Origin of the sequence: Polluticoccus soli (genome assembly GCF_029269745.1) — a bacterium.
GTDB classification, from domain to species: Bacteria; Bacteroidota; Bacteroidia; order Chitinophagales; family Chitinophagaceae; genus Polluticoccus; species Polluticoccus soli.
On record NZ_JARJHT010000002.1, the window covers coordinates 804378 to 825248 of the forward strand.

General features: G+C 45.9%; 23 protein-coding genes. 16 read left to right on the top strand and 7 right to left on the bottom strand.

Going from position 1 to position 20871, the window contains the following annotated elements; genetic code table 11:
* Positions 1-43 precede the first annotated feature (43 nt).
* Positions 44-295 carry a YgaP family membrane protein gene (locus P2W83_RS14290; protein ID WP_276134430.1) on the bottom strand — a complete coding sequence of 84 codons (252 nt, stop codon included), beginning with the start codon at positions 293-295 and terminating at the stop codon, positions 44-46.
* A 159-nt stretch (positions 296-454) separates the two neighbouring features.
* Here P2W83_RS14290 and P2W83_RS14295 point away from each other — a divergent pair, with 159 nt between their 5' ends.
* From P2W83_RS14295 to P2W83_RS14315, 5 genes are read left to right on the top strand one after another with little or no spacing between them, the layout of a single operon-like run.
* The gene (locus tag P2W83_RS14295; protein WP_276134431.1) at positions 455-1471 is read left to right on the top strand and encodes a hypothetical protein; all 1017 of its coding nucleotides are present in this window, start codon (positions 455-457) and stop codon (positions 1469-1471) included.
* On the top strand, positions 1458-1955 hold the full coding sequence (locus P2W83_RS14300) for a nucleoside-triphosphatase (RefSeq protein ID WP_276134432.1): 498 nt from the start codon (positions 1458-1460) through the stop codon (positions 1953-1955). The genes P2W83_RS14295 and P2W83_RS14300 overlap by 14 nt, the downstream gene beginning before the upstream one ends.
* The gene (gene mobA, locus P2W83_RS14305; RefSeq protein WP_276134433.1) at positions 1952-2560 is read left to right on the top strand and encodes a molybdenum cofactor guanylyltransferase; all 609 of its coding nucleotides are present in this window, start codon (positions 1952-1954) and stop codon (positions 2558-2560) included. Before P2W83_RS14300 ends, mobA begins: the two co-directional genes overlap by 4 nt.
* A 25-nt stretch (positions 2561-2585) precedes the next feature.
* Positions 2586-3407, top strand: a complete 822-nt coding sequence (fdhD, locus tag P2W83_RS14310; RefSeq protein WP_276134434.1) for a formate dehydrogenase accessory sulfurtransferase FdhD — start codon at positions 2586-2588, stop codon at positions 3405-3407.
* Between the two features lie 10 nt (positions 3408-3417).
* The gene (locus P2W83_RS14315) at positions 3418-3792 is read left to right on the top strand and encodes a DUF7009 family protein (RefSeq protein WP_276134435.1); all 375 of its coding nucleotides are present in this window, start codon (positions 3418-3420) and stop codon (positions 3790-3792) included.
* Here the strand turns inward: P2W83_RS14315 and P2W83_RS14320 are convergent.
* On the bottom strand, positions 3786-4565 hold the full coding sequence (locus P2W83_RS14320) for a hypothetical protein (protein ID WP_276134436.1): 780 nt from the start codon (positions 4563-4565) through the stop codon (positions 3786-3788). The two genes, P2W83_RS14315 and P2W83_RS14320, sit on opposite strands and share 7 nt — an antisense overlap.
* Positions 4566-4662: 97 nt before the next feature.
* On the opposite strand from P2W83_RS14320, the gene P2W83_RS14325 reads away from it, so the two are divergent.
* Together P2W83_RS14325 and P2W83_RS14330 are read left to right on the top strand one after the other, a co-directional pair.
* Positions 4663-6972, top strand: coding sequence for an FdhF/YdeP family oxidoreductase (locus P2W83_RS14325; protein ID WP_276134437.1), 2310 nt, complete (start codon positions 4663-4665; stop codon positions 6970-6972).
* Positions 6973-6993: 21 nt separating this feature from the next.
* On the top strand, positions 6994-7410 hold the full coding sequence (locus P2W83_RS14330; RefSeq protein ID WP_276134438.1) for a hypothetical protein: 417 nt from the start codon (positions 6994-6996) through the stop codon (positions 7408-7410).
* 64 nt (positions 7411-7474) lie between these two features.
* Here P2W83_RS14330 and P2W83_RS14335 read toward each other — a convergent pair whose 3' ends face one another.
* Both P2W83_RS14335 and P2W83_RS14340 read right to left on the bottom strand, forming a co-directional pair.
* Entirely contained in the window at positions 7475-8914 is a 1440-nt protein-coding gene (locus P2W83_RS14335) for a hypothetical protein (protein WP_276134439.1), read from the bottom strand.
* Between the two features lie 3 nt (positions 8915-8917).
* Positions 8918-10657, bottom strand: coding sequence for a hypothetical protein (locus P2W83_RS14340; RefSeq protein ID WP_276134440.1), 1740 nt, complete (start codon positions 10655-10657; stop codon positions 8918-8920).
* A 152-nt stretch (positions 10658-10809) separates the two neighbouring features.
* Between P2W83_RS14340 and P2W83_RS14345 the strand changes: the two genes are divergently transcribed.
* On the top strand, positions 10810-11217 hold the full coding sequence (locus tag P2W83_RS14345) for a hypothetical protein (RefSeq protein ID WP_276134441.1): 408 nt from the start codon (positions 10810-10812) through the stop codon (positions 11215-11217).
* 37 nt (positions 11218-11254) lie between these two features.
* Here P2W83_RS14345 and P2W83_RS14350 read toward each other — a convergent pair whose 3' ends face one another.
* Positions 11255-12484, bottom strand: coding sequence for a DEAD/DEAH box helicase (locus tag P2W83_RS14350; RefSeq protein ID WP_276134442.1), 1230 nt, complete (start codon positions 12482-12484; stop codon positions 11255-11257).
* A 140-nt stretch (positions 12485-12624) separates the two neighbouring features.
* On the opposite strand from P2W83_RS14350, the gene P2W83_RS14355 reads away from it, so the two are divergent.
* The 5 genes from P2W83_RS14355 (at position 12625) to P2W83_RS14375 (ending at position 16875) form a co-directional block, all read left to right on the top strand.
* Positions 12625-13524, top strand: a complete 900-nt coding sequence (locus P2W83_RS14355) for a lysophospholipid acyltransferase family protein (protein ID WP_276134443.1) — start codon at positions 12625-12627, stop codon at positions 13522-13524.
* Positions 13521-14489 (top strand): fatty acid desaturase family protein, encoded by a 969-nt coding sequence (locus P2W83_RS14360; RefSeq protein ID WP_276134444.1) that lies wholly within the window; start codon positions 13521-13523, stop codon positions 14487-14489. Before P2W83_RS14355 ends, P2W83_RS14360 begins: the two co-directional genes overlap by 4 nt.
* Before the next feature lie 87 nt (positions 14490-14576).
* Complete coding sequence (locus P2W83_RS14365) at positions 14577-14768, top strand: cold-shock protein (RefSeq protein WP_276134445.1); 192 nt, start codon at positions 14577-14579, stop codon at positions 14766-14768.
* A gap of 99 nt (positions 14769-14867) precedes the next feature.
* Positions 14868-16079, top strand: a complete 1212-nt coding sequence (locus tag P2W83_RS14370; protein ID WP_276134446.1) for a DUF763 domain-containing protein — start codon at positions 14868-14870, stop codon at positions 16077-16079.
* 58 nt (positions 16080-16137) lie between these two features.
* On the top strand, positions 16138-16875 hold the full coding sequence (locus P2W83_RS14375) for a hypothetical protein (RefSeq protein WP_276134447.1): 738 nt from the start codon (positions 16138-16140) through the stop codon (positions 16873-16875).
* A gap of 79 nt (positions 16876-16954) precedes the next feature.
* Here the strand turns inward: P2W83_RS14375 and P2W83_RS14380 are convergent, their stop codons facing one another.
* Together P2W83_RS14380 and P2W83_RS14385 are read right to left on the bottom strand one after the other, a co-directional pair.
* Entirely contained in the window at positions 16955-17302 is a 348-nt protein-coding gene (locus P2W83_RS14380) for a T9SS type A sorting domain-containing protein (protein WP_276134448.1), read from the bottom strand.
* Entirely contained in the window at positions 17299-18897 is a 1599-nt protein-coding gene (locus tag P2W83_RS14385; RefSeq protein ID WP_276134449.1) for a hypothetical protein, read from the bottom strand. The genes P2W83_RS14380 and P2W83_RS14385 overlap by 4 nt, the downstream gene beginning before the upstream one ends.
* Before the next feature lie 243 nt (positions 18898-19140).
* On the opposite strand from P2W83_RS14385, the gene P2W83_RS14390 reads away from it, so the two are divergent.
* The 3 genes from P2W83_RS14390 to P2W83_RS14400 all read left to right on the top strand — a co-directional run bounded on the left by P2W83_RS14390 (position 19141) and on the right by P2W83_RS14400 (position 20803).
* A complete protein-coding gene (locus tag P2W83_RS14390; protein WP_276134450.1) occupies positions 19141-19725 on the top strand; it encodes a glutathione peroxidase in 585 nt (194 codons plus the stop codon).
* A 21-nt stretch (positions 19726-19746) separates the two neighbouring features.
* Positions 19747-20208, top strand: a complete 462-nt coding sequence (locus P2W83_RS14395) for a helix-turn-helix transcriptional regulator (protein WP_276134451.1) — start codon at positions 19747-19749, stop codon at positions 20206-20208.
* 82 nt (positions 20209-20290) lie between these two features.
* Positions 20291-20803: a VOC family protein gene (locus tag P2W83_RS14400; RefSeq protein WP_276134452.1), complete on the top strand. Its 513-nt coding sequence runs from the start codon at positions 20291-20293 to the stop codon at positions 20801-20803.
* Positions 20804-20871: the final 68 nt, after the last annotated feature.

Genomic DNA, 20871 nt, shown 5'->3' on the forward strand with positions numbered 1-20871 from the left:
ATAAAAAACAGGCGTTGTGGAGACGCCTGTTTTATTACAGCTTTTATGCTTCACCGGGTTCTCCGGCAGTTCCTAGTCTTTCGCGTATCACTTTACCGCTAATGTGATAACCAAATAACGGTGCCAACAAGCACAGATCAAATACTGCGGTTGCCAACGGCAGAAGGCCTGCGATGATAAGAGGGGCATTAATACCGCCGGCATAGTTATACCCCCACGCCAGCATAGAAAAACCTATAATACCCCTGGCCCATCTGCCTGCTCCTCCTGCCATAAACCTGAAAAAGTCTCTCATAGCAAATGGTTTTTAGTTCCGCCAACTACAAGGAAAAATTATACCGCCGGGCTCTTAATGCCTGTGTTTTAACGGTTTAGAAAAAAATTGTGTTAACATATTTTGACAAGCAGTGCGAGTTCAAAAACTTGAAAAGCTGTAGCTTACGTACCTTTAACTGTGCGACAGAACGAACAAAACCATCAAGCGATATCAAGGCTCACGGCCTTGTGGGCGCTGGCAGAAAGTGGCCTTGGTGGCTGGATGCATGCCCTACACCTTCCTTTAACGGGCATTTTCGTAGGGGGGGCAGCAGTGGTTATGGTAGCACTGATAGCCCGTTATAGCCATTTCAGCTACCGCGAGGTGCTGCAAGCAACGCTGCTGGTGATGCTGGTGAAATTTGCAGCCAGTCCGCAATCACCACCGCAGGCGTATATAGCGGTTGGTTTCCAGGGTTTGGCTGGTGCGCTGTTATACAGGTTGATCCCCAATTTTACGTTGGCTTCAGTAGTGTTTGGCATAGTTGCTATGCTGGAGTCAGCACTGCAAAAGCTCATCTTTATGACGCTGATCTATGGGCGATCGCTATGGGAGGCGCTGGATGTATTTTTTGAGAATATTATTAAGTCATTCTCTTTGCCGGCAGATATGTCCTTCAGCTATTGGCTGATAGCGGGCTATACAGGATTGTATGCTGCATGGGGCTTGCTGCTCGGTATATGGATTTCGCACCTGCCGGAAAGGATAAGGAACCGGGCGGCTATAATCAGCGATCAGTTTCGCGAATTGCACCCGACGGAGGAAGCAACACTTGCCCACGGCAGAAAGAAAAAGAGCAAGCTGCTGCCAATGTTATTGGTCATGGGTATTATTGCGGGCATATTCCTGCTGGCTGGCGGAGCCGGCCTGGGCAAGGCCGAATATGTGATACTCAGAACCCTCGCAGCACTTGTATTGATATTTGGCGTTATCAATCCACTGGTAAAGGCTGCATTGAAACAGTGGCTACAAAGAAGCCGGTCGAAACACAAAGAGTCGCTGGAAGAGATACTGAACCTGCTGCCTGAACTACAGGGTTATGTGCGTCCAGCTTATAGGCTGGCCACGGCTAACCATAGCGGAGTAAAACGATACCCGGCATTTTTGCTTATTTTGATCGTAATTACACTATACCCGATTCATGACCGATCATAACATATACATCTTCACCCGTGCTGTCCGCAGCGGAAAAACGACCACCTTACAGCAATGGCTACGGAATAATAATGTGCACGCAGGAGGTATCCTGACGCCCGATATTGAAGGCAAACGGATGCTGTATGATATTGCCGAAAACCAGTTTTACCACATGGAGGCGGAGGACGATATGCCCGATTCTGAATGCCTGCTGGTGGGTAGATATCGCTTCCTTAAAAGGGCATTTGCTATTGGCCGCGAGATACTGGAACGCGACCTGGAACGTCAACCTGAATGGATGATAATTGATGAAGTAGGCACGCTGGAACTGCAAGAAAACACCGGGCTTGAGCCATCAGTTACACATGTAATTAATTCATATAATAATTCTAGCCATAGTAAAAAATTGATGTTGGTGATCAGAAATTACCTTCTTGACGAAGCTTGCGAGCGCTATGGATTGAACACCGATATGATCATTAATGATAATTTTTTTGAATGAGTTCACGCTATGGCCTGGTAGTTTGCGGCGGCAAAAGCAGCCGCATGGGCACCGACAAAAGCCTGGTTAACTACCATGGCAAACCCCAGCGCTACCATCTTTATGAGCTGATGAAACCCCACTGCGAACGGGTTTTTATCTCTTGTAATGCCCTCCAGGTGCCTGACATTCCGTCAGAATACGAGGTTTTAGTGGATGATCCGGAGTACGGAGACATAGGTCCGATGGCTGCTTTGCTCACTGCTTTCAAGCAGCATCCGGAGGCCAGTTTTATGGTTGTTGGATGTGATTATCCCTTCTTTTCACAAGCTCATATCGAGCAACTATCTAAAGCAACACTTCAATCTGAAAACGCAGCAGCATTTTACAATGCTGACAATGAATTTTACGAACCATTATTAGCTGGTTATCAATCAATTGTAAAACACACACTAGAGCTAAACTTTAGACTAAAAAATCTATCGCTGCAGAGGATATTGAAAGAAGTTTCAGCAGATATAATTGAAGCAGGCGATGAAATGGCGATTCAAAGTATAGATACAATTGATGGCTATGAAAAAGTGATGTTGCAGTTATACAAAACAAATAATAATAATACAAAATAGCTCTTTTTAACTCCATTTCGAACTTATGAAAGAAGAAGCGATCATCAAGACGGAAATACACAAGGTATCCAGGGGTCACATAGCTGAAACTGATGATGTTTTGGCAATTGAAGAACCACTTGAGATCAGACTGGTTCACGGACCGGCCGATAAACGCATGCAAAAAAATTTATCTGTGACTATGCGTACCCCTGGCAACGATAAAGAGCTTGCAACCGGCTTTCTATTCACAGAAGGAATCATAAGTGATTACAGTCATGTAAAAGCTGTTTTATCAAATGATAATATTATTACAATTATAATTGACGAAACTGTTGAGCTGGAATTGAATAAACTGGAGCGCAATTTTTACACAACATCAAGTTGCGGGGTCTGCGGCAAATCGTCGATAGATGCAGTAAAAACTGTATGTAAAATCCCATCGGATGGAGGTAAGCTGACCTACCCTGCCAGGCTCATATATACCCTGCCCGACCTGCTCCGAAAACAGCAGGATGTTTTTGAATCGACGGGGGGATTACATGCCTCTGCCCTGTTTGACGCCGGCGGAAATCTGCTGTTGCTGCGCGAGGATGTAGGCAGGCACAATGCCCTTGATAAACTCATAGGTGCAGTGCTGGAGCGAAACATGCTTCCCCTGGACAATCACTTGCTGCTACTTAGCGGGAGGGCCAGTTTTGAGCTATTGCAAAAAGCCACCATGGCCGGAATAAAAATAGTAGCCGCCGTCGGCGCGCCATCGAGCCTGGCCGTGCAAATGGCAAAAGAATCTGGCATAACTTTAATTGGATTTTTGCGGGACAACCGGTTCAATATCTATACCGGCGAACAAAGGATCATTTTATAACGACATACTTATGAAGCTCAGAATAAAGAACAACTCGATACGCTACAGGCTGGACAAGAATGATATTAAAGAACTGGAAGAAAAAGGCTTTGTTGAAGGCCGTACGGAAATAGGTGCCGACCTATTCGTGTATTCGCTGCAGGGTTCAGACGAGCTGCAAATGAACTGCACCCTTGGCACCAACAAGATCACCATATTCATGCCGCATGCCCAGATAAAAGAGTGGATAGCCACCGAGCGTGTTGGGTATGAACATAACCTGCCCTTGCAAAATGGAAATAAGCTATACCTGCTCTTGGAGAAAGACTTTAAGTGTCTTGACGATACTATTGAAGATCAATCGAATAACTACGACAATCCATTGCTGAAAAAGAAGGATCAGTAATTACTGGTTTGTCCGAACCGGTAGCTTAACCCGATATTGGCATTTATAAGGTATGGCGAGGCATCTGCCTTGAAAGTACGTGTATCCGCTCCCACAAAGTCCATCTCCACCTCACCCTGGAAAGGCATGAGTGAAGCAAACTCGAATGAAACACCGGCGTTGAAATAGATGTCACGGTAAATGAAGTGCTCCGTTTGCAGGTCGAGACCGGCGTACAACTTATCGTAGAACCCTTCATTGCCCCACTTGTAGCTGTACCCCGAAACCGTAGGATCGGCCATACGCCCATAGGATCCTGAATAAGCATACTCCCAGGTGCTGGCGAAGATCAGTGCCGGGGCTGCCGTCAGCTTCCAGCCCGGCACCACGTTGCAGGACAAACCAGCTAAAGCCCTGCCGCCAATAGAACCTGCCCACATGGTTTCACTCATGTACTCGCGTGCGGTGCCGTATTTAAAGCGTATGCCGGGCCTGTTGAAATAAGCCTCGGCTGCAACATACAATTCAAAGCGGCCAAATAGGTGTTGGTTGAAGCTGATGCATCCATATGGCACCACATGAGAGATAAAAGAATAATGTTCATCAAGGCGACCGTTGTATTTGTAGACAAACGCCTTTCGCGCGCCAAACTCCATGTCGCCATAGCTGGAAACAAGTGGTATGTACTTCTGCCTGGGGCTTTCGGCGGGAGCGCAACGCTGCGTGCGTGTTTTTTGCGCTAAAGCTAAAGGCGTGTACAATACTAGTAATATGATCAGCAAACAGTTCCTCATCGTACCAGCAAAACGTTTTGCCTCAGCAAATATTATACATGTTGACAAATATCGACGGCCGGTCTTGCCAATAATGACGTAATTTGTAAGACATGCTATGAGCGAAGAACAGCAAATACCCAATGCAGAGAACCCGGAAGAGTTTACCGGCGGAATGAAGCTGACCAAACCCAAGGTTACAGCTGCTGGTGTGCCTGCTGTGCTATCAAGCGCCCGGCACGTGCTTCGTGAAATGGACTTTTCCAGGGGTTTTAAGGCGCTGCTCACACTCAACCAAAAAGATGGTTATGACTGTCCCGGCTGTGCCTGGCCCGATCCCGACGATGAGCGTTCTCCTATTGCCGAGTATTGCGAGAACGGGGCCAAAGCGATTGCTGAAGAAGCAACAACAAAAAAACTTACCGCTAAATTCTTTGCCGATAATTCTGTAGCTGAGCTGGCAAAGCTGGATGACTATAAAATAGGCAAGAAAGGACGGGTGGCTGAACCGATGTACCTGCCCAAAGGCGCTACGCACTATCAACCCATCAGCTGGGAAGAAGCCTTTAAAAAGATAGCTAAAGCATTACATGAACTCAACTCGCCCGACGAGGCGGTGTTTTATACTTCGGGCCGCACCAGTAACGAGGCTGCGTTTTTATACCAGTTGTTCGTGCGCGAATATGGTACCAACAATCTGCCCGACTGCTCGAACATGTGCCATGAGTCGAGCGGTGTGGCGCTGACCGAATCGCTGGGCTTGGGTAAGGGTTCTGTAACGCTGGAAGATTTTTACGAGGCCGAAGCTATTATCATACTCGGTCAGAACCCGGGAACCAATCACCCGCGTATGCTATCGGCTTTGCAAAAGGCGAAAGAGAATGGCACGGTGATCATTTCTGTGAACCCGCTACCAGAAACTGGCCTTATCAGCTTCAGCAACCCGCAAACTTTAAAAGGTGCGTTAGGCATCAAAGCAAAGCTCACCGACCTGTTCCTGCAGGTGAAGCTGAATGGCGATATGGCGCTGTTGAAAGCTATCGTCAAACTGCTGATGGAAGAAGAAGCGAAGGCGCCGGGCACTGTGTTCGATCCTGAGTTTATTAGTGAACACACCATTGGCTATACCGAGTATATAGATAATGTTAGCAAGTACAACGTCGACGAATTATCGGCAGCGTGTGGCATAGATATAGGGCAGATAAGGCAGGCGGCCGAAATGCTGAAAAACCGCAAGCGCATCATTGCCTGCTGGGCCATGGGACTGACGCAGCATAAAAATTCGGTTGATACTATTAAAGAAGTGGTGAACCTATTGTTGCTGAAAGGCAGCATCGGCAAGCCGGGAGCTGGTACCTGCCCTGTGCGTGGGCACAGCAATGTGCAGGGCGACCGCACCATGGGCATTTATGAAAAGCCGTCGCAGTCATTTCTCGATAAAATAAAACATGTGTACGGCTTTGAGCCGCCGAGGCACTATGGCTACGATGTAGTGGAATGTATACACGCCATGCACGAAGGCAAAGCCAAAGTGTTCTTTGCTATGGGCGGCAATTTCCTGAGTGCCACACCTGACACAGAATACACTGCCGAAGCACTACGACGCTGCAAGCTGACGGTGCAGGTATCGACCAAGCTCAATCGCAGTCACCTGGTGCATGGCGAGGAAGCGCTGATACTACCCTGCCTTGGCCGCAGCGATAAAGACATCATGAATGGTGAGAACCAGTTCATCAGCTGCGAGAACTCGATGGGTGTGGTGCAGATGTCGAAAGGCGGATTGAAACCTATATCTGACCAGTTGCTAAGTGAACCGGTTATTGTTGCCAGGATGGCAAAGGCAGTGTTCGGCCCAAGAAGCAAAGTGAACTGGGATCTATACCTGGAGCACTACGACTACATCCGCAACGATATAGAGCTGACCATACCGGGTTTTGATAGTTATAATGAACGTGTGCGCAAGCCGGGAGGCTTTTACCTGCCCAATGTAAACCGCGAAGGCAGGTTTGCTACACTCAGTACCAAAGCGCATTTCAATGTAGCTGATGTTACTTTTCATAAGATCGAGGAGGATGAGCTGATGATGATGACCATCCGCAGCCACGACCAGTTCAATACCACCATCTATGGCCTTGATGACCGATATCGTGGTGTGTTCAACGAGCGTCGTGTCATCTTCATGAATGAGACGGACATTGTCAAACACGGGCTGAAGGCTGGTGATGTGGTAGATCTGTACAACTACCATGAGGGCAAGGAGCGGGTTGCACATAAATTCATTGTTATCGCATTCAATATTCCAGAACAGTGTACCGCTACGTACTTCCCTGAGACCAATGTGTTAGTGCCGATCAACAGCACTGCAGATAAGAGCAATACACCCACTTCGAAGATGGTGGTGTTGAAGGTGAGGAAGCATGGCGTCTGAGCATCAGATCAAACGTCTTCTATGATCCGTATTATAGTCTTGATAATTGCAATAGCTGGCCTGGCTGCCTGTCAGCAGGAAGGTAAAAAATCTGCAGCGCGCAAGAATGCCGTTACTATCGATACGTTTACCATGTCTGCAGAGGATTGGGATACGGGGTGTTATTATGCGCTCGATAGCAACGACTACAAGCGAGGAGTGCTCATATTATCCCATAATGCATTTACAGGTCCACTTATGCGGATAAATGGCGTTATGACCCGCTTTGCCACCGATACGACCGGCAGAATATACAATGACCAGTATGAGGTGATAGTTGAAACACAAGCCACAGACAGCATCGACTATACCCTGATCTACAAAGGCAAGATAAAGCTCAAATCTAAAGACAGCACTATTGTTGCGGAACGGGAGGTAATTGGGGAATGTGGGTGTTAAAGTGGATGCTTTAATGGAGATGAGGTCGAAGTGGACACTGCAACCAAACATTTAAAGAATCAAACTACCCTCTTGTTCCTATGACCGATGTCCTTGGCCTGACAGGAAATATTATCGGGCCATTCGGAATCAGAATACAGCTTTTTTCTTTGTCGTCAATTAACGTCAGCTTACCGCCGGCGCCAATATCAATTCTGTACAGCAACCCGTCTTTCGGATTTCTAATAATAAATCTCAAATCGTTTAGGTTAGACAGTATATCAACTTTAAACTCCTCTTTTTTATTGTGTAGATCATAACGCTTAAATATGATGACTACGTTTGATTTCGAATTCAGGATATCCACGGACCGGATAGATAATGGACCGAAACAAGCTACTGCCGAAGCCCACGTTCTTACTGTATCAACAGTGGCAAAAGTATCCTTTGGGCCTGAACCACCGTTATTCTCTGTCCTATATATACAGTACTCTTTCAAAGTGACCGTTTGCAAGGAACAGCCTAAATACCAATTAGAATCAGTCTCTTGTAAAGTTTCACCAGGAGACAAATAAAAAGCGAGATCATCCGAGTAACTCTTGCCATACTCATCAATAGAGGTGTAATTAAACACGCCACCAACAGCAACCTCTTCCAAATTTTTCAATTGAAAAAATCCATAGTCGTTTTTTGAGTCTTCCGTTTCGTCGACTGCAACATCCGCTTTAGCGCTCTCATACTTAATATCCTTCATCACTGTCTTTTCCCGCTTGCATAGCTGTCGGGTAGAGTACCGAATCAGAACACCTCCAGCCCTTCCGGAGGGCGTAGATGCCCCGGTTCCATAAAGTTGTTGCCAATTGCTCCACTTTGCTTCTCCTCTCAGACTTTGATTGCTGGACTCATTACTAAAACCCTCTTTGCCCATTTGCATCCCCCCCCAGCCTGCCCTTGTGCATGGATTAAAAGTAGCATGTTGCGAACTAAGCATCTTCCGAGTCAACTGTTGATACTGTTCTTCCTTTCGCTTTGCAGCTATTTTTTGCCGTAATTGTTTTTTCAACTCCATATCCAAGCTGTTCTCATCAATTGCGTTGGTGGAATCGTCGGGTATGTTGTCGAACCTTATGTCTGTCGCTTTTTCTTCTTCCAAAACACTGTTGCCGATAGCATCAAACTGTTGCTGAGTTTTTTTTGCTGCAATGAGCAACTTTTTCTCATTTTTCACTTTTTCAAGTTCTAGTTCCAACTCGGCTTTTTCCTCACTTAGATCTTGCTGTCCTTGACTTAAACCATTCCGCGAATCATTATTTCCCGTTGGTTTACATTTATTCATGCATTTTACATACTTATCCCATGCAGCATAATAGGCTTTATAGTTTTCATCCGGATTTGAAAAATTATTAGCTGCTTTATACAGCTCCTTACACTGTGGGCATGACTTAAGATCCTCTGGTATTTTGCCGTTTGTCTGGCCAAAGCTTTGATTCGTAATAAGTAATAGTGCTGCAACAAAGTACCTCATGATTTACATTTTAACCGACGAAGGAATTTCTATGCCGCTTCCTTCAAATTTTGAGATCAACTGTTCGATTTGATTTGTCTTGCCGATGAGTTTTAACAAGGCTGCAGTATAAGCGGCAGAACCATATTGTTCTTTGCCAAGCGACGCAGCAAGTGATCTACAGACAGGAAATGGATTAGCCTGGGATGAAAGGACTTGTATGAATGATGGGGCCATATTTTTGCTGTTCAATACATAATATAAATACCTTGACCCGATCTTATTAACCCCTTGCTCCATTCCTTCTCCTGAAACAGCGGGGTCGATGTCGAGATCTTTCAGAGCTTCTCTAGAGGCAGCTTTCATATCTTCCGCTATCCATCCGCTGTATAGTTGACTCATCCCTTTTTTCCCTAGGTTCATATCGTTTGACGCAAAACCCAATGAAAGATTTATCACGCCTTTAGCTGTCGACAAAAAGTCAGCAGCCTGCCCTCGTTCTATTACATCATCCATCCGTGTAAATGCTGCCAGCACCTCTTCCTCATATTTTTGACGTTGAGCATGTTGTCGCTTTGCACTGTCAGAAGCAGCGTATGCCTCGTTGGCTTTCCCCAATAGGGTGTACCAAGCCTCAGCTCTATTTTTCTCCATCTTGTGGCATACCTGCGCCAAGTTTTCGCAGGCTTTGGAGGTTAGGATAGTTTTGTAACCATTGCTTGCTTTTAGGGCTGGCACTTGCGAAATAGCATGAAGATTCAAGAGTACCGCAGCATTCAATTCACCTTTAGAAACTAACATGTCGGCAGTTTCCATGTGCATGATCACCGCTCCTGGATATTCCCAACGAGGGTAAATAAGAGAACCCAGATTATTTCGCTGCTCATTATCCAGACTCTCGAAATAATCTTTTTTCCCCAACAGATCCCAAATATTGTATTGGTAAGAGCATAAAATAGATCCCATACAATTTTCGAGTGTCGCATCCGCTAAAACATCTTTGGTGAAATACTCGGTGATTGTTGTTCTGGGCTTTAAAACATAACGATAGTTCTCTGAAAATGGCAGCTTGACATACTTATCAGTAAATACCGGTTGTTCCATTCGAAGTATACTATGTTTGCTCATTTCCTTACCGAATGATTCCGCATTTTGCTTCCAATCGCCTATGTTCCCGTCTTCTAGAAGGTTTTGATAGAAATAATAGTGTTTTCCAAAAAATTTTTTGTCCTGAAGCTCGGGCAATTTGGGCTTCACACCCATAAGTAATGCCAATTGTCTGGCCAGGGGTTCCCAAGCGAGAGAATAAATGTTGGCGGTACCGTCGTACCAGGGCACATCGATATTTGAAGACCGGATAAGAAATGATTCCATGCGCCTGTAGCGCTTGTCTATTACGGTATCTAACGCGACAGTCTTAATTTGTTTACCATCTTTGTAAATCTGAAAGCTCGCGGTAAAATGGACGCCCAAAAACTCTTCTACCTTATTTTTTTTAGTTTCGATCTTATATAAGGAATCCCGTTCATTAAACGAACCAGTTACAAAATAATTTGCCTGGCCTGAAAAGCTTGCTAGTTTAAATGGAACATCTTTACCGTCATCAAACCGAAGATCGGCAAGCCGGAGATAATTATAAAAGTCAATAGACAGGAAAGTGTGTGTCCTGCTATCGTACATATAGCCTATGCCTACCGTCGGTTGTTGTGCGAAACTTTCAGTTAATATGCACAGCGCAATAACAACCATCAGAAGCTTCTTCATAGAAAAATGTTTTATCATAGTAGCCGTAAAAATAACATTTAAGCGCATGTCGATGTGCATTTTCTATGCTTTCAACCCGCGAAAAATTGGCAAGTTTGCAAACAATGCGAATCAGTACCTGCGTTTAATTTCGATATAAGTACACCTTAACTATGAACCGAGTTATTATACTTTTTCTTGTCATTTTTATTTCCTCCTGCGACCGCCCGGAGTGCAAAAACACCAATCCCATTATCGCGCAGCAGCCTTTCCACACTACAGAGTATAAGACAGAGCTTGCCAGTCTTATCAAAGAAAAAGGCGCAGAAAACCTGGATTACTGGCTGGCGTATTATTACCGGCAGGATGGTAAAGACTATGCCACAGTATATGTTCAGGGCGATGGTGTTTGCGCCATCATGCTGATGGATATAACGCATGGCCAAGGCTGGCAAAACTTCAAAAAAGCGCAGGGTGTGAGCTATAATGGTGCGAGGTTAATTGATCTGCACTATCGCATTGAACAAAACGGGTTGCAAACCAATTTTGTGTTTGAGAAGATGAGGATGATACTGGATTAAACATCCCGTCCTTCAATCTGGACGGGTGTTTAATATCCTAATGTTTTTTATCGCCTTTGTGCTTGTGACCTTTCCATTGGCCTTTGTGATGACCTCCACCGCTTCTTTTCTTTCTTATCACCGGGTGATATTCCGGTCCGGCAGGTATACCTTCCGGGTTGGCCAGTTTGGTTACTTCCTGCGTGGTCAACATCTCAATCTGGGCAAACTTGCGCTGGTCTTTACCATTGATGAAAGTAATGGCTGTTCCTGTTGAAGCAGCTCTTGCCGTACGACCGATCCGGTGTACATAGTCTTCAGGATCTGGTGGCACATCGTAGTTCATCACCAGGTCTATACCTTCCACATCTATACCGCGAGAGAGCACATCGGTACCCACAATAACGGGCAGTTGCCTGCTTTTGAACTCACGCAGGATATCTTCACGCTCAACTTGCTCCAGGTCGGAGTGGAATGCTTTTACATTCATGCCGCCGCGTTTCAACTCTTTGTGCAGCTTCTTCACATGCTCTTTGGTAGAGGCGAAGATGATGATGCTGGAGTAATTACCGTGTTTCAGTATGTGCTTTACCAGATCAACCTTATGTTCATCGTTCACCAGGTAAGCCTGCTGCAAAATACCCTCAGCCGGTTTTGATATAGCGATGCTTACTTCTTCAGGTTCGTTCAAAATGGTCTTAGCCAGCGAGCGGATCTTTGGCGGCATGGTGGCCGAGAACATCACCGTTTGCCTGTCTTTAGGCAGGTAACCTACGATCTTGATAATATCCTCAAAAAAGCCCATGTCCAGCATGCGGTCGGCTTCATCCAACACCAGGTGCTTTACCCCATCGAGTTTTATGGCACCAGATGCAAGGTGAGCTATCAGCCTGCCGGGTGTGGCAATGAGTATATCTACACCTTGTTTCAGTGCGCGTTTTTGTTGTTCCCAGGTGTTGCCATCGCCGCCACCGTAAACAGGAATGGAGCTAATGCCAAGGTAGTAAGCAAGGCCTTCTACCTGCTGGTCTATCTGTTGTGCCAGCTCACGTGTGGGTGCCAATATTAGTGTGTTTACAGCACCTTGTTCGGTATGCAGAATTTTATCGAGCAGCGGCAGAACATAAGCCGCTGTTTTACCTGTACCCGTCTGGGCGCAGGCAATCAGGTCTTTATTATCTAATATGATGGGAATGGCTTGTTGTTGTATAGGAGTAGGTGTTTTGTAACCCATCGTATCCAGCCCGTCCATCAGGTCGGGGTCGAGATCAAAATCGTCGAAAGTCAACTGTGTTGTGTGTTTGAGCGTTGAAATTAAGAAATAAACAGCAGCAACTGTTAAATAAGCATAGAATGAGGGGTTTATGCCCCTTAAATGCAGAACAAGTGCCTCGCAAGCGCTATCTTTACCCGTTTTAAATCTTCCCGGTGCAGGCCTTAGTATATTACCTTGTTTTACCATTTATCTACCTGGTATCGCTGCTGCCATTTGGCGCATTGTATGCGGTGTCGGATTTCATGTACGTTGTGCTGTACAAACTGCTTGGCTACCGTAAAGGAGTTGTACTGACCAACCTTCGTAAGTCATTCCCTGAAAAATCAGAAAAGGAAATAGAGCAAATAGCCAGCAACTATTACAAATACCTCTGCGACCTGTTCCTGGAGACCTTTAAGACGCTTACGGTAAGCAGGAAAACCATGCTCAAGCATTGCTATTTCAGTCCGCAGGCGTTGAAAGTGTTCGATGACCTGGCAGCAGAAAACAAGAGTGTAGTGCTGGTAATGGGGCACTTCGGCAACTGGGAATGGGCGGGCAACACGTTCAGCATGCAGTGCAAACACCAGCTTTATGTGATCTACCACCCTATTCGCAATAAGTATTTTGACTGGCTGATGTACCGTATGCGCACACGTTTCGGTACTAAACTGATCGCAATGAAAGACACCTTCAGGGAGATGCTGGCGAACCGCGAAGAACTGAACGCTACTGCTTTTATTGCCGACCAAACGCCGGCACCTGAAAATGCCTATTGGACGGAGTTTCTGAACCAGGATACACCCGTGTTTAAAGGTACAGAACTGATCGCCCGCAAAGTAAACTATACGATAGTATATGCGAAAGTGAAGCGTGTAAAAAGAGGCTACTACGAGATATTTGCCGAAGTACTGCACGACAACCCGAAGAGCACCACCGATGGCGAAATATCGGAATTGCACACGAAGAAACTGGAGCAGGATATTATTGAGCAACCGGAGATATGGCTGTGGTCGCACAGGCGCTGGAAACATAAACGCCCTACACCAGTAAAAGAGAAAGCTATAGCATGACCGGAAGAGAACTAATACTGGCTACTAAACCCTTTGCAAAAGAGATACGCAGCAAAAGCTGGTTGTACCTGTTGTCAACACTGGTTTTACTAATTGTTGCAACAGCAGGCACCCTGCTCGTGCCCCATCCTGCGTTGAAACTGATCAGCAGTGTCTTTATGGCTTTGCTCATGTTACGCATGTTCGTTATTTACCACGATCATCAGCATCATTCTATCCTCTACATGTCGGTGATAGCAGATGTAATTATGAGCATATTCGGGGTCTTAATATTAGCGCCTACCAGCATCTGGAAACGCTCGCACGATTATCATCACAATCACAATTCAAAACTATTCAGCGCCAGCATCGGCTCTTACCCGATAGCCACTAAGGATAAATTTCGTTCAATGACCCGGGGCGAGCAACGCACCTACCTGTTTGTACGGCATCCGCTAACCATCCTGTTCGGCTATTTTACCATGTTCATTTATGGTATGTGCATCATGTCGTTCACCAGTGCACCTAAAAAACACTGGGACTCGTTAGTGGCGCTTCTTGTGCATGGTGCTATCATATGGGCATTGCAACACTATATCGGCTGGCAGGCTGTGATTTTTACTGTATTCATTCCACATTTCATATCATCGGCTATAGGCGCCTACTTGTTTTATGCCCAGCATAATTTCCCGGGAACCTCATTTAGCTGCAAGGAAGACTGGAAATACGAGGTAGCAGCCCTGGAATCTTCAAGCCATATGCTGATGAACCCCTTCATGCGCTTTATGACGGCTAATATCGGGTATCACCATATACACCATCTTAACTCGCGCATACCTTTCTACCGCCTGCCGGAAGTCTATCATGCCATACCGGCACTACAAAACGCCAAGACCACATCGCTGAAGCCAATGGAGATCGCCGCCTGCTTCAAATTGAAGGTATGGAACCCCGAATTGAATAAAATGACGGGGATAGAACAATAATTTAACATAACGACCTAATATTATTGCGCTTTGTACGAGAAATACCCGTACCTTCGGACTCTATTATTTTTTTTTCAATTTTTTACAATGCAAGAAGGTACAGTAAAATTCTTCAATGAGACCAAAGGTTTTGGATTTATTAAACCGGCTGATGGCTCGGCTGATGTCTTTGTTCACGTTTCTGGTCTGATCGACGAGATCCGCGAAAACGACAAAGTAAGGTATGAAGTGCAAAATGGTAAGAAAGGTTTGAACGCCGTACGAGTACAGGTTATCTAATCTTAGTCATATACTTTAGTATCAGTGAAACATGCTCCCCGGAGCATGTTTTTTTTATGCCCTGAGCCCTGTGTTTTCCGTAAATTTACTGGTTAGTTTATGTCACGTTCATACACCGATCTTCCGCTGCACTATGGCCAGGTTCCTGCCTGGTTATACAACCGCATGAGTGCGCTGGGCGTGGCTATTGTGGAAGCCATTATCATGGATTATGGCAAGAGTGCATTGCTGCAACGTATGAGCGATCCTTTCTGGTTCCAGTCGCTGGGCTGCGTGCTGGGCATGGACTGGCATTCATCGGGAATTACCACGTCGGTAATGGGAGCGCTAAAGCGATCTGTCAATAAGCGTTCACAAGAACTGGGCATTTACATATGCGGAGGAAAAGGCAGGTTTTCGAGAGAAACACCGGCTGAATTGATGAAGATAGCCGAGGCAACCGGACTAAACGGCGACCTGCTGGTAAGAAGCAGCAAGCTTTCGGCCAAAGTTGACAATACGGCTATACAGGACGGCTTTCAGCTATACCTGCATTCTTTCATCCTGAGCGACGAGGGCGAATGGGCAGTGGTGCAGCAAGGCATGAATGATGCTACCGGCACAGCCCGACGGTACCATTGGCACTCCCCCGCCATTCAATCGTTTGTTGAGGAACCTCATAGTTTTATTTATGGTCCCAACCAGGGTTTGATCTTAAACATTACAGACAAGCAGGCTGATGTTACACGTAGCAGTGTTTTGCAACTGGCGAAAGAAGACCCTTCACACCTACTACCCGAAATAAAAAAGTTGGTTATGCCCGGCCATCACGATGTGCGTGCAGAAGACATAGACCTTAAACGGCTTGGTAGCGTGTTGGCGGTAGCCCATGAAAGAGAACTGCTGGATATGGAATCGCTACTTCTGTTAGAAGGCCTGGGACCTCGTACGCTGCAATCATTGGTATTGGTAAGTGAAGTGATACACGGTACTCCATCTCGCTTTAAAGATCCGGCCAGGTTCTCATTCGCACACGGCGGCAAGGATGGGCATCCCTTTCCTGTTCCCACCAAAGTGTATGACGAGACAATACAAACACTAGAGCATGCGGTAAACCGCGCGAAGCTAGGCAACGCTGATAAAAATGAAGCGATAAAGAATCTACACAAAGCTGCACAGCGGTTGGAGAAAGACTTTCAGCCTAATAACAATTTTGAACAGCTGATAGAACACGAACGCAATAAGTCGTGGAAGTACGGAGGCCGAACCGTATTTGGAAAAGCAAAGCCACCAAAGGAGAAACCAAAGGGTGTGCAACTTAGATTGTTCTAAGCTTGCATATGAAAATATATCGTAGTAGCTTAGCCGCCATAACTACAAAATATCCCATATGAGAAAAGCCTATCTTCTAATTGCTGCTGCATGCGTCACTTTCGTTGCATGTGAAAGGAAGACTACTGACAACACAACTGTAACTTTGCCTGTTGGTTACGTCCTGAACAACGTGAGCGACATCACCGTTGAGCGCGACAGCGTCGCAACTGTCACTATCATGGTAGATCAAGCCAAAGGTCGTGTACAGGAAAACGTAAATATTTCAATCACCGGCTTACCCAATACAGTTACCGCCAAAATAACTCCGGAAAACGGTACGCCAACCTTTGAATCGATGATCACTTTCAAAGCTTCAGATGCAGCGGTACCAGGTACCTACCCGATCAAGATCGTTGCTAAGAGCGAAAGTGGTTCAAGGGAATATAATGTAAACCTGATCGTTGCACCGATCTCTGAATGTGCTTCTAAACTGGTTGGCGATTTCCTGGCTACAGACCAGTGCGACACTAACGCTGCCACGTCAGATTATTCTGTTACTGTTTCGCCTGTAACCGGCAAACCAAACAGGATCATGATGAGCGGTTTCCTGAGCGGCACTATCGGTTCTACATCAGGCTTCTTTGCTAACCTGGATTGCAACAACAAAACGCTGACACTTCCTAAACAGAGCATCATGTTCTACCAGGTAAGCGGTACTGGTTCATACACTAAAGACACCATCAAGGTTAACTATACCGTGATGAGCTCGTTCGATACTGTAGTATGTACTACTATATTGTCTCGTGAGCCATAGTAGATCTCGATAAACTTATCATAAACAATAAAGCCACCCGTTCGGGTGGCTTTATTGTTTATACAGTTATGATAGCAGGTTATTGTTTGATCCACTTCAGCTGTTGTGTTGCAGGTTCACTGCCGTTAGCAACAGTTACCATATACATGCCGGGCGCAACAACTGATGGCAACTCTATGCTGCTCTCGCCCGCTTCGCGGCGGTCGCTGTGTTTCCATACCAGCTTGCCAGCTATGTCAGTTACACGGACATCAACTGTTGTTGCTCCAGGCAACACTACGCGCAGTTGGGCTGTATTGTGAGATGGATTAGGGATGATACTGGCAAAAAGGCCATCGTTCACCAGGTCATTCACGTGCGTTGGGATGGTGGCACTCGCATCCTGTTCATCGAAAGCAGTTATCTCCACACCATCTTTGTCGATCACTTTTGTGCTGCAGAATTCATCGTGACACCATTGACGGTAATGCGTGTTGCAAGGCCATAGATACTGGTCATTGGGGTGATTGCATCGCCCAGTTTAATTGGGATTGCTACTGTCGAGCCGGGTGTCAGTATGATACCAGTTAGATCAAGGTACAGTGGTGGCGCACCAGTTGTTTTGTTGTGGTATTCACCTTTAGGGTGCGACAGACCGTAGTTGGCCGTAACAGCACCTAGATCTGCAGAAGCCACAGTGCCGTTACCGTCGCAGTCTGCGTGTTTCATGTTTACGTTGTTTGTAACAAATACGTTGGCCCAAGGCATACAAAACTGTGGCACCCACGAAGTGGAAGGACTTGTGCGCGACGCCCCTGTTTTACCCATCGCGATCGCGATAGCCAGCGGGTCGTACATATTTACGGTAAAGTCGCCATTGGCATCACCAGGCCACACACTATCTGACGCGCATTGCTGCGTACGCACAATAAACACGTAATTCATTACTGATTTCGGACAAGCATTGTCCGTAGCACTGATGTTGACAAAGAAGTATGGAAGCGTTGCAGGATTGAGCGATGCAGGCGTTGTCCAGCTGAGATTTACCGAACCGACACCGGGGCCAGATGTATAAGTCTTGGCAAAGCTCCAGCCAGACATCGTAGGCGTGGTTGCATTTATAGTGAGTGAGTCACCACCAGCATCAGTAAAATTGAGCGTGACGCTATTAATCTGCCCAGGACACGTATAAATCGTCATATTTGCAGGTGGTGTTGGAACCGTAATAGGGTTAGGCGGGTTAACAATAAAGTAGCTGAAGTCTTTGACATGTGAAGCTATCAACACGTTGTTCCTATACTCTTTGACCCTCAACGCCATGGCATAAGTGCCGACAAGGCTTGTCTGCATAGTGAGCATTTTTGTAGCATTATTTACTGTGCAAACACTACTTGGACCAAATGGATTAGCGGGTGTACACATCGGACCATTCCATGCTAAGGTTTGTACAGCGGAGTGCAAAGGTGTGATCAGTTCGTATACAAGACTGTCACCGTCAGCATCGGCACCCTGCAATGGCACATTCAATGCAGTGCTGGCTTTGCCTATGTAAGAAATATGACCCGACACAATGGGGTTTGAGTTGATGGCAGCCGAGTTATCGAGCTTTGCTTCAACATACAAGTTAGCGCTCGTAGAGTTTGTAAAATTATTTAGCGGCATCCTGCTTGAGACTGTGTAGCTAATTACCCAGTCGTTAGCTTGGGCCAGCGTAACGCTGCCAGTATAGACGGTCGTTTTAAAGCCCATTATCAAAGCCGAAGGGTTTTGACAGGTAGTAGGAGCAGTCGGACATGCTGGCGTCGTGGTTTGCGAAGCCTGGGTCAAAGTGAGATTCGTATTGGTGCTGGTGGAAAGCGACAGGATATTTACCGCTTGTATAGACGGCACACCAGCTCCGGCGCAATCAGAATTCACGGAAAGATAAATGGTGTAATTGGTGCCATTAAACTCGTATCGCAGATCTGCGCCGATGACGTGGCTGGCAAAGCCACGGAACGTTAGTAGCAAAAGGGCCACGAAGACAAGCAAGGTTTTGTTCATAGGAGATCAGTTTTGGTGTTTAGATGATAGAGCGGTTTTTTATATAAATGGTTGGGTTTGTCAAATAAATTTTATTAACAATAAGTTGTAAAACACTGGGCTTTTGTCACTGAGCGGTAAAGAAGTAGATCGCAGCCTAACCGACAATGCGTTTCTAACGTCTTTATTTACAGGCAAGGCAAAGTATAGGTACGAGGCCTTTCTGCGAAAGCAGGAAGGCTTTTTCTTTGTACCTTCCGCGCTATGAGCTTGAGAAGGGATGTACTGAGAGCGATCTACCCTGCGTACCGTTGGATGATGTCTTTTACCGAAAAAGGCGCAATCCATACAAATGAAAAAACGGCATCGCCGGGTGAATCATTTTACGCACTTGCAGTACAACTAAATGATGGCACGACACTCCATTTTGATGGCCTCAAAGGCAAAAAAGTATTGATCATCAACACCGCATCTGACTGTGTTTATACCGACCAGTACGCAGAACTGGAGCCACTTGCAAAAGAGACCAATGACCGGTTGGCGATCATTGCATTTCCGTCAAACGATTTTAAGGAGCAGGAAAAAGGAACAGATAAAGAGATCGCGGCTTTTTGCGGCAGCAGGTATCATATCAGCTTTCCCATAGCGAGCAAGTCGCATGTGGTAGGCAAAGAGCAGAACCGGGTATTTCGCTGGTTAACAGACAGCCAACAAAATGGCTGGAACAACCAGGCACCTGTATGGAATTTCAGCAAGTACCTGGTAGACGAACGCGGCTTACTAACGCATTATTTCGGACCTGCAGTTCCACCCGCACATATCAAAAAGCTGGCTTTCCGGGCCGGGTAAAACGGCTTACTTTTGCAGACGATGAAGTGGAAGCTGGTTCTTTACGGGATCATTCTGGCAGCGTTAGCTATCGGGCTAAAGCTGGTAGAATACAAATTCGTGGTGAGAGACCATGCCATAGAGGTATATGGCGGCATTGTAGCGGCGTTGTTTACCATTCTCGGCATCATTGCGGGTCAGAAACTTACCAGGAAGAAAGAGATAGTTGTGGAAAAGACTGTTCTTGTGCCTACTCCGATGCCTATCGCTGCTGTTACAATTATGGCCACAGACCAGCAACTATCTCTCTTCGGCATCAGTAAGCGTGAATATGAGATATTGCAACTGATGGCCGAAGGCCTGAGCAACCAGGAGATAGCAGACAGAACTTATGTTTCTCTTAGTACCGTCAAAACGCACGTGTCCAACATACTGCTAAAGCTGGATGCCAAACGCAGAACACAGGCCGTTATTAAAGCAAGAGAATTAAACCTGGTAGGATAAATCCGACTTTAGTTTTCACAAATCATTCTTAAGTATGAGGAGCAACGGAACTGCTTCCTCGACTTTTCAAAAAAGAAAATCTATGAAACGAACCACCAAAATTTTCGGTGCACTTGCAATGGGTGCTATTGTCGTCGGCTCTTTTGTTGCGGGTTATGCTCTCGGCAATAAAGAAACACGCAAAGCCCCTCACAAGGTCAGGGGAATTGGGGGAATATTTTTTAAATGTAAAGATCCCAAAGCACTAAAAGCATGGTATGACAATAACCTTGGCATTACCACCGACAAGTACGGTACCAATTTTGAATGGCGGCAGGCGGGCGATAGCACAAAGAAGGGCTTTACACTGTGGGCACCTTTCAAAGAAACCACGAAGTATTTTGAAAAGGAATTCATGATCAACTACCGCGTAGGCAATATGGACTTGCTGCTGGCCGAGCTGAAGCAAAAGAATATTTTACCGATAGATACTATACAAGCCGATACCTACGGCAAATTTGTACACATTATGGATCCCGAAGGAAACCGGATTGAACTTTGGGAACCCAACGATGAGGAATATGACAAAATCGGCAGCGGTATTACCGTGTATTAATGGAAAAATCCTTTAGGTCCAATCAACAAAATTCTCCCACTTTGGGCGGAAAAAGGCTCTATTTTCAC

What these genes read in the sequence shown, in the direction of transcription:
- P2W83_RS14290 (WP_276134430.1), bottom strand. Translation starts at nt 295, where the DNA reads ATGAGAGACTTTTTCAGGTTTATGGCAGGAGGAGCAGGCAGATGGGCC.
- P2W83_RS14365 (WP_276134445.1), top strand. Translation starts at nt 14,577, where the DNA reads ATGCAAGAAGGTACAGTAAAATTCTTCAATGAGACCAAAGGTTTTGGA.
- P2W83_RS14315 (WP_276134435.1), top strand. Translation starts at nt 3,418, where the DNA reads ATGAAGCTCAGAATAAAGAACAACTCGATACGCTACAGGCTGGACAAG.
- P2W83_RS14390 (WP_276134450.1), top strand. Translation starts at nt 19,141, where the DNA reads ATGAGCTTGAGAAGGGATGTACTGAGAGCGATCTACCCTGCGTACCGT.
- P2W83_RS14320 (WP_276134436.1), bottom strand. Translation starts at nt 4,565, where the DNA reads ATGAGGAACTGTTTGCTGATCATATTACTAGTATTGTACACGCCTTTA.
- P2W83_RS14330 (WP_276134438.1), top strand. Translation starts at nt 6,994, where the DNA reads ATGATCCGTATTATAGTCTTGATAATTGCAATAGCTGGCCTGGCTGCC.
- P2W83_RS14335 (WP_276134439.1), bottom strand. Translation starts at nt 8,914, where the DNA reads ATGAGGTACTTTGTTGCAGCACTATTACTTATTACGAATCAAAGCTTT.
- P2W83_RS14300 (WP_276134432.1), top strand. Translation starts at nt 1,458, where the DNA reads ATGACCGATCATAACATATACATCTTCACCCGTGCTGTCCGCAGCGGA.
- P2W83_RS14375 (WP_276134447.1), top strand. Translation starts at nt 16,138, where the DNA reads ATGAGAAAAGCCTATCTTCTAATTGCTGCTGCATGCGTCACTTTCGTT.
- P2W83_RS14370 (WP_276134446.1), top strand. Translation starts at nt 14,868, where the DNA reads ATGTCACGTTCATACACCGATCTTCCGCTGCACTATGGCCAGGTTCCT.
- P2W83_RS14340 (WP_276134440.1), bottom strand. Translation starts at nt 10,657, where the DNA reads ATGAAGAAGCTTCTGATGGTTGTTATTGCGCTGTGCATATTAACTGAA.
- P2W83_RS14325 (WP_276134437.1), top strand. Translation starts at nt 4,663, where the DNA reads ATGAGCGAAGAACAGCAAATACCCAATGCAGAGAACCCGGAAGAGTTT.
- P2W83_RS14360 (WP_276134444.1), top strand. Translation starts at nt 13,521, where the DNA reads ATGACCGGAAGAGAACTAATACTGGCTACTAAACCCTTTGCAAAAGAG.
- P2W83_RS14400 (WP_276134452.1), top strand. Translation starts at nt 20,291, where the DNA reads ATGAAACGAACCACCAAAATTTTCGGTGCACTTGCAATGGGTGCTATT.
- P2W83_RS14385 (WP_276134449.1), bottom strand. Translation starts at nt 18,897, where the DNA reads ATGAACAAAACCTTGCTTGTCTTCGTGGCCCTTTTGCTACTAACGTTC.
- P2W83_RS14395 (WP_276134451.1), top strand. Translation starts at nt 19,747, where the DNA reads ATGAAGTGGAAGCTGGTTCTTTACGGGATCATTCTGGCAGCGTTAGCT.
- mobA (WP_276134433.1), top strand. Translation starts at nt 1,952, where the DNA reads ATGAGTTCACGCTATGGCCTGGTAGTTTGCGGCGGCAAAAGCAGCCGC.
- P2W83_RS14345 (WP_276134441.1), top strand. Translation starts at nt 10,810, where the DNA reads ATGAACCGAGTTATTATACTTTTTCTTGTCATTTTTATTTCCTCCTGC.
- fdhD (WP_276134434.1), top strand. Translation starts at nt 2,586, where the DNA reads ATGAAAGAAGAAGCGATCATCAAGACGGAAATACACAAGGTATCCAGG.